This window comes from Mycetocola sp., from assembly GCF_046716805.1.
Classification (GTDB): domain Bacteria; phylum Actinomycetota; class Actinomycetes; order Actinomycetales; family Microbacteriaceae; genus Mycetocola_A.
On sequence record NZ_JBKJWH010000088.1, the window covers coordinates 1 to 4,848 of the forward strand.

The window sequence follows — 4,848 nt, forward strand, 5'->3', positions numbered from 1 at the left end:
GTCACCGGATCGATGCCGGTCGGAGCCACTGAAATCCTCGTAAGGCTTCTACTTACGGGGATTTCTTCATTTAAGCGGGAGTTGCCGCCGGGCAACCGAGGGTTTTCTCGGTTTCAGCGGTCGATTCCCTCGGGCCCTCGCCGAGGCTGTGCCATTAATGTGCCATTAAGGCGGGCAGGGGTCCGCCGCTGTTCCGTTTCCGGTAGGGCGCCCTCGTCTTTTTTCAGCGCGTCGTTGAGGGCAGCTCCTGCACGAAGCGCGACGCCCTCCCGGGCACGCGAATAGCGCTCGGTGACCTGGAGGCTTGAGTGACCCAGGGTCGCCTGCACATCTGGAGCGCTGGCGCCGGCGTCGAACAGGATGGTCGCGAAGGTGTGGCGGAGGTCGTGGATCCGCAGGTTGGGTCGGCCGATCGCCGTCCGTAACTCGTCCCAGTCGGCGCCCCGGCGCGCATTGTGATTCGTGAGCCGTCCGCCATCTGCGCCGTCGAAGAGCAGGTCGTTCGGCCGTTTGCCCCGCGCAGCCGCCTCGGCGTATGGGCGCAGCGCGTCGATCAGCGGAACCTCGCGTGACTTATGGCTCTTCGGCGACTGCTCGATCAGTTCGCCGCGCATGCCTGGACTAAGCGACCGGCTGACCCGGATGATGCCACGCTCGAAATCGACATCGCCGACCCGCAGCGCGGTGGCCTCCCCCGCCCTCATCCCGGTGTAGACGAGAGCGGCGAGGTAGCGACGGTAGACGCCGTCGGGTACGAGTTCGAGCAGCTCGCGAATTTGGTCGAGGCTGAGCGCCCGCGAGACCGGCGAGATTGACTCGCGCATGCTCGGCCGTTTGACCTCGCGCGCCGGGTTGTAGTCGATGAACCGGGATCGCCGGGCGCCGTCCAGCAGGCGTGACAGCACGGCAAGTGCATCGTTCTTGGCGGAGGCCCCGCCCGACCACGCGACCATCGCCGACTCGATCATCGGCGAGGTGATGTCCTCGAGCCGGCGGCGGCCGAGGGCCGGCTTTATACGGAGTCGCCAGGCGACGCCGTAGCTGCGCGCGGTAGCGGGCCGCACCGATGACTCGATCGCCGGCCAGTACTTCTCGTGCCACTGCTCGAGCGTCATCGAGCCGTTCGGGTTGCGGCCGGCTACCAGCTTCGCGAGCTCGCGCTTGGCTTCGGCCAACGTCAGGAACGTGCGCGATCGTTCTGTGGCGCCGCCCGCGACGCTCGGGCCGACGACGCGGATCTGGTACCGCTGCCGGTCGGCGCGCCAGCGGATGCCCTCTGGGAGCGGGCGTCCCGTGCGCGGATCAACCCTCGTCGGGGAATCCCGGCTGGGCCGCCCGGCCATCAGCTTTCCGTCCCACCCCGCGCTAGCAGATCGTCGATCGTGTCGGCGCTCCACAGCAGGTGCTTGCCCATGTGCGCGTCGGGCTCAGGAATCAGCCCGTCGTGACGAAGCTTGTCGAAAGTCGAGACTGGAACGCGGCACCGCGCGGCCGCCTCGACACGACTCAGGTACTCCACCCTCAGCGCAGCGTCGACCATAGTGCACTCCTTCGGCTGACATGCCTACGGTGCTGGCATCTAGTGCACGCCGGCACACGCGCGGCTATTTGCAATTACCTGAGAATATCACCGTTGCGCGGCTTTTGGCAAGAACCTGAGATGTTTGGTTAGACTCGGTGCATGCCTTTTTCCACGCCGCGCCCTGGCGACCAGTCGTACGACGGCCTGCTGGTCGCGGACGACCTGCCCGACGGATGGTACATGCCCCGCCGATTCCCCGGTGAGCGTGACGATGACGCGAGCGAGCAGATCGATCTCGTGCTCGGGTACAACGACTGGGTCGCAACCGAGTCGCAACGGGAGACGCAGAGCGCCTCCGACGAGAACGAGACGACCGATGGGCGCTGGCGCTACATCGAGCACGACGCCACGCACACCCGGGTGATGATCCGGCTGCAGCGTCAGCTCTTCGCTGTGCCAGAGGAGGTCCGCATCACCGGCGTGATCTACCTTCCCTGGCGCCCGGGCGACCCGATCACGAGTCAGCTCCTCCGCGAGTTGCCGACCGCTCGCATCGAGGCGGCCATCAATAAGCGGCTGTTCACCATGAAGCGGACCGAGACGATCACGGGTGGCAAGATTGTGCTGCCCTCGGGCCGAAAGGTCAGCGAGCGGGATCTACTCAAACCGCTGGGCGATCCGAAGAAGGTGCCCGACTTCTACGAGCTGGTGGCACTTCAGCACGGCCGGCTCACGCAGCAGGGAAATGCGAATCCAAGCGCGACGATGGCGCAACTCAACGGCGTGGCACTGTCGACCTCCCAGGGGTGGGTCACGAAGGCGCGGGAGCGCGGCCTATTGCCGCCTGGAAGGCGCGGCCGAGCAGGGTAAGACCCGACCATAACGAGATGGGACCGAGGCGCACGCATTCGGTGGCGCCCAGACACACGCAGAACCGGGTCGCGGGAGAAAGAGCCGCTATAGGCTGGCGCCTTCCAATTTCCCCTCCGATGCCGCGAGACAAAAGTCGTCGTTGATCTTGATGACCAACGCCAGGATCAGACGGAGCGCGATTATGTAGGTTTCGAAGTGTGCATCCTCGCTGTCCACGTTGGATTGTGACCCGTGAAGGTACTTATTCCGCAGCTGGGGTCCGTTGCTGAAGTCCACCGCGTTGAGGAAGTAGTTGAAGTAGTTTCCCTCTGCATCGGTCAGCAACGAAGAGCGGCGCGTGACCCAGCCCTTCGCAATCATGGTTTCGGCCTCCGCGCGTCCAGCCTCTGAGAGGTGGTAGAAGCTGGCCGCCTGAGTTGTGAACAATGCACTGAGGATGCGGAACCGCTCGAAGTTCCCGATCTGAATCCGGGTACCGGTGTTCTCAAGAACACCCTGTTCGACCAGGAAGTCGATGCTGGGCTTCTGGTAGCCCTCGAAGTCGTCGTACGCGACGTGGTTCTCTAGAAGAAGTAAGGCTGCGCTGTCCGCCTTCAAATTCTCGTTGATGTAATGCAGAGCCGACTGGTCCGAAAACAACAGATGGAGGATGCCAACAACGTCGCCGTCTTCAGCGGGATAGACGTACTTGCCCTCAAGGAGGCTCGGGATTTCCTTGTACCGGACCTGCTCGGAAGCCATGGCGAGCAGGTCACGATCGAGCTCGTGGTCCTTTACGAACAAGACAAACTGGTTGGCGACGCTCTCCATCTCAGCGAAGAGGTGCCTCACCTTTTGGAGATATGGCGTCCCCCTGCCGGACGGAGTGAATGAGAAATTCGACGCCCCGAACTCCTCAACCAGGTACTCCTTGAAGAACCACATGATGACTTGCTCGAGATCGATGTCCTTCGAATCCAGAAAGTCGTGGTACCGCCGCGTCTGGAGAAGAGTCCTCATGTCGATGGAATGAAAGGCTACGCCGACTTTGTACTGATTCTTTCCTGTGGTTCCAATGAACCGTTCCATCACGCCCAGATGCGCCGGGTACGACGGGAGAACCAGCAGTGCTTGATAATCAACGAACTCGAACAGGTGAAGGAAGTTGTTGAGAATGCTGGGATTGTCACACGTTGCTTCAAGCCACCGGCTGCTGTAGGTATACCGGGAGATCATGCCCTCAGAGGTGTCCATCTCGAACACGACCGGATCTTCTTGGGTGTCTGAGAGGCGCACCTCGCACCCAGTCTTGAAGCCTTTGGTTCCGGCAAAGAACGTCGCGGTCATCTCAGCCTTGCGGCGCTTCGCGCGCAGCTTGAGCTTGGCGTCGATTCCGGCGCGGGGATTCTCCTTGGCTACCGCAATGAGCCCCACGTAGTTCGGATTCGCCTCATCACTGTCGATGTAGCGTTCCAACAGTTCGCGAGCGTCGACTGGTGTCAGACTTGCTGGAAGGTGCACCTCTCCTCGAACGTCGTCCTCGAGATACCTTCGAATCAGGTGCTCAGCCCCTCTGGGTGCAGCCCGCAGCGCATCCCGCATCTCGGTGTCGTAGGCCTGCACGAGCTTCTTGCTCGCGAGCAACTCGCCCAGGTGCACACCTTCATTGATGAGTGCCGGAAGCACCGTCGCGCTGTCGCAGCGTTCGAACGCCTTATTCCGACCGAGCAAGTCCAGAAGGTCGGCGTGATATTCGTGGTCAACACCCGCCACCGCGGCAGCGAAATCCGCGTTTTCAATAGCTGAAAAGTGTCTGGCAACCGCGGTTCGGATTTGTGGGATCCGTGCAACGGCCTGTTTTCGCGCCTCCTCGTTGTAGGCGTTCGGGAAAAACCCATGTTCGAGGTACTGCTGAACGTTGTGAAGCTCAAGAATGTCCTCCGTGTTCGTCGAAACGTCCATGGGGTTGAATTGCTCGACGAGTTCAGCGACGCGCGGTACGTACCACCCCGTTGCCATGTCATTCACGCCATAGAACCGAACCCGTCGCGCTCTTGCATCCTCGTCGCTCACCTGTTGCCTCTTCTCACCTAGCCGTCCACGCAGAGTCATTATTGTGCATCGGTAGGACAACGAACGCCCGGCGCAATCGACCCTGACTAGGAGCGTTTCGTAAAGGGCGTTCGGCAAAGGACTGCACCCGGACGGTTGGCCTCGAATGCCCCCTTGCTCGTTCGCGAATGGAGGGACCGCTCACCGAGTCCGCGGATGCCGAATCGTCGAGTCCGGCGTCCCATCGGGCATCGGCGGCATCGGTAGACCCGCACGCCGGTCGCGCAGTCGAAGCAGCTCCCCTAGAAGGTGCATCGCCTGTAGAGGTAGCCAGATGGCGAGATCCGTTCTCGGAGTGATTCGGCGTACCTCGTGACCCTCGCCCACGATCCGCAGCTTCTCCTGATCCAGCAACTCAAAGG

General features: G+C 62.1%; 4 protein-coding genes. 1 reads left to right on the plus strand and 3 read right to left on the minus strand.

The window, feature by feature from the left end; translation table 11 throughout:
- Positions 1–113: 113 nt before the first annotated feature.
- Both ACLQ62_RS07365 and ACLQ62_RS07370 read right to left on the minus strand, forming a co-directional pair.
- Positions 114–1,343 (minus strand): tyrosine-type recombinase/integrase, encoded by a 1,230-nt coding sequence (locus ACLQ62_RS07365; protein ID WP_411721000.1) that lies wholly within the window; start codon positions 1,341–1,343, stop codon positions 114–116.
- Complete coding sequence (locus ACLQ62_RS07370) at positions 1,343–1,540, minus strand: helix-turn-helix transcriptional regulator (RefSeq protein ID WP_354497277.1); 198 nt, start codon at positions 1,538–1,540, stop codon at positions 1,343–1,345. Before ACLQ62_RS07370 ends, ACLQ62_RS07365 begins: the two co-directional genes overlap by 1 nt.
- A gap of 141 nt (positions 1,541–1,681) precedes the next feature.
- Between ACLQ62_RS07370 and ACLQ62_RS07375 the strand changes: the two genes are divergently transcribed.
- Positions 1,682–2,392, plus strand: a complete 711-nt coding sequence (locus ACLQ62_RS07375; protein ID WP_411721001.1) for a hypothetical protein — start codon at positions 1,682–1,684, stop codon at positions 2,390–2,392.
- An 87-nt stretch (positions 2,393–2,479) separates the two neighbouring features.
- On the opposite strand, the gene ACLQ62_RS07380 is transcribed toward ACLQ62_RS07375, so the two are convergent.
- On the minus strand, positions 2,480–4,447 hold the full coding sequence (locus tag ACLQ62_RS07380) for a hypothetical protein (RefSeq protein ID WP_411721002.1): 1,968 nt from the start codon (positions 4,445–4,447) through the stop codon (positions 2,480–2,482).
- Positions 4,448–4,848 lie beyond the last annotated feature (401 nt).

Bases quoted from the DNA above. Each gene is read 5' to 3' on its own strand.
- ACLQ62_RS07375 (WP_411721001.1), top strand. From the start codon at position 1,682: ATGCCTTTTTCCACGCCGCGCCCTGGCGACCAGTCGTACGACGGCCTG.
- ACLQ62_RS07365 (WP_411721000.1), bottom strand. From the start codon at position 1,343: ATGGCCGGGCGGCCCAGCCGGGATTCCCCGACGAGGGTTGATCCGCGC.
- ACLQ62_RS07370 (WP_354497277.1), bottom strand. From the start codon at position 1,540: ATGGTCGACGCTGCGCTGAGGGTGGAGTACCTGAGTCGTGTCGAGGCG.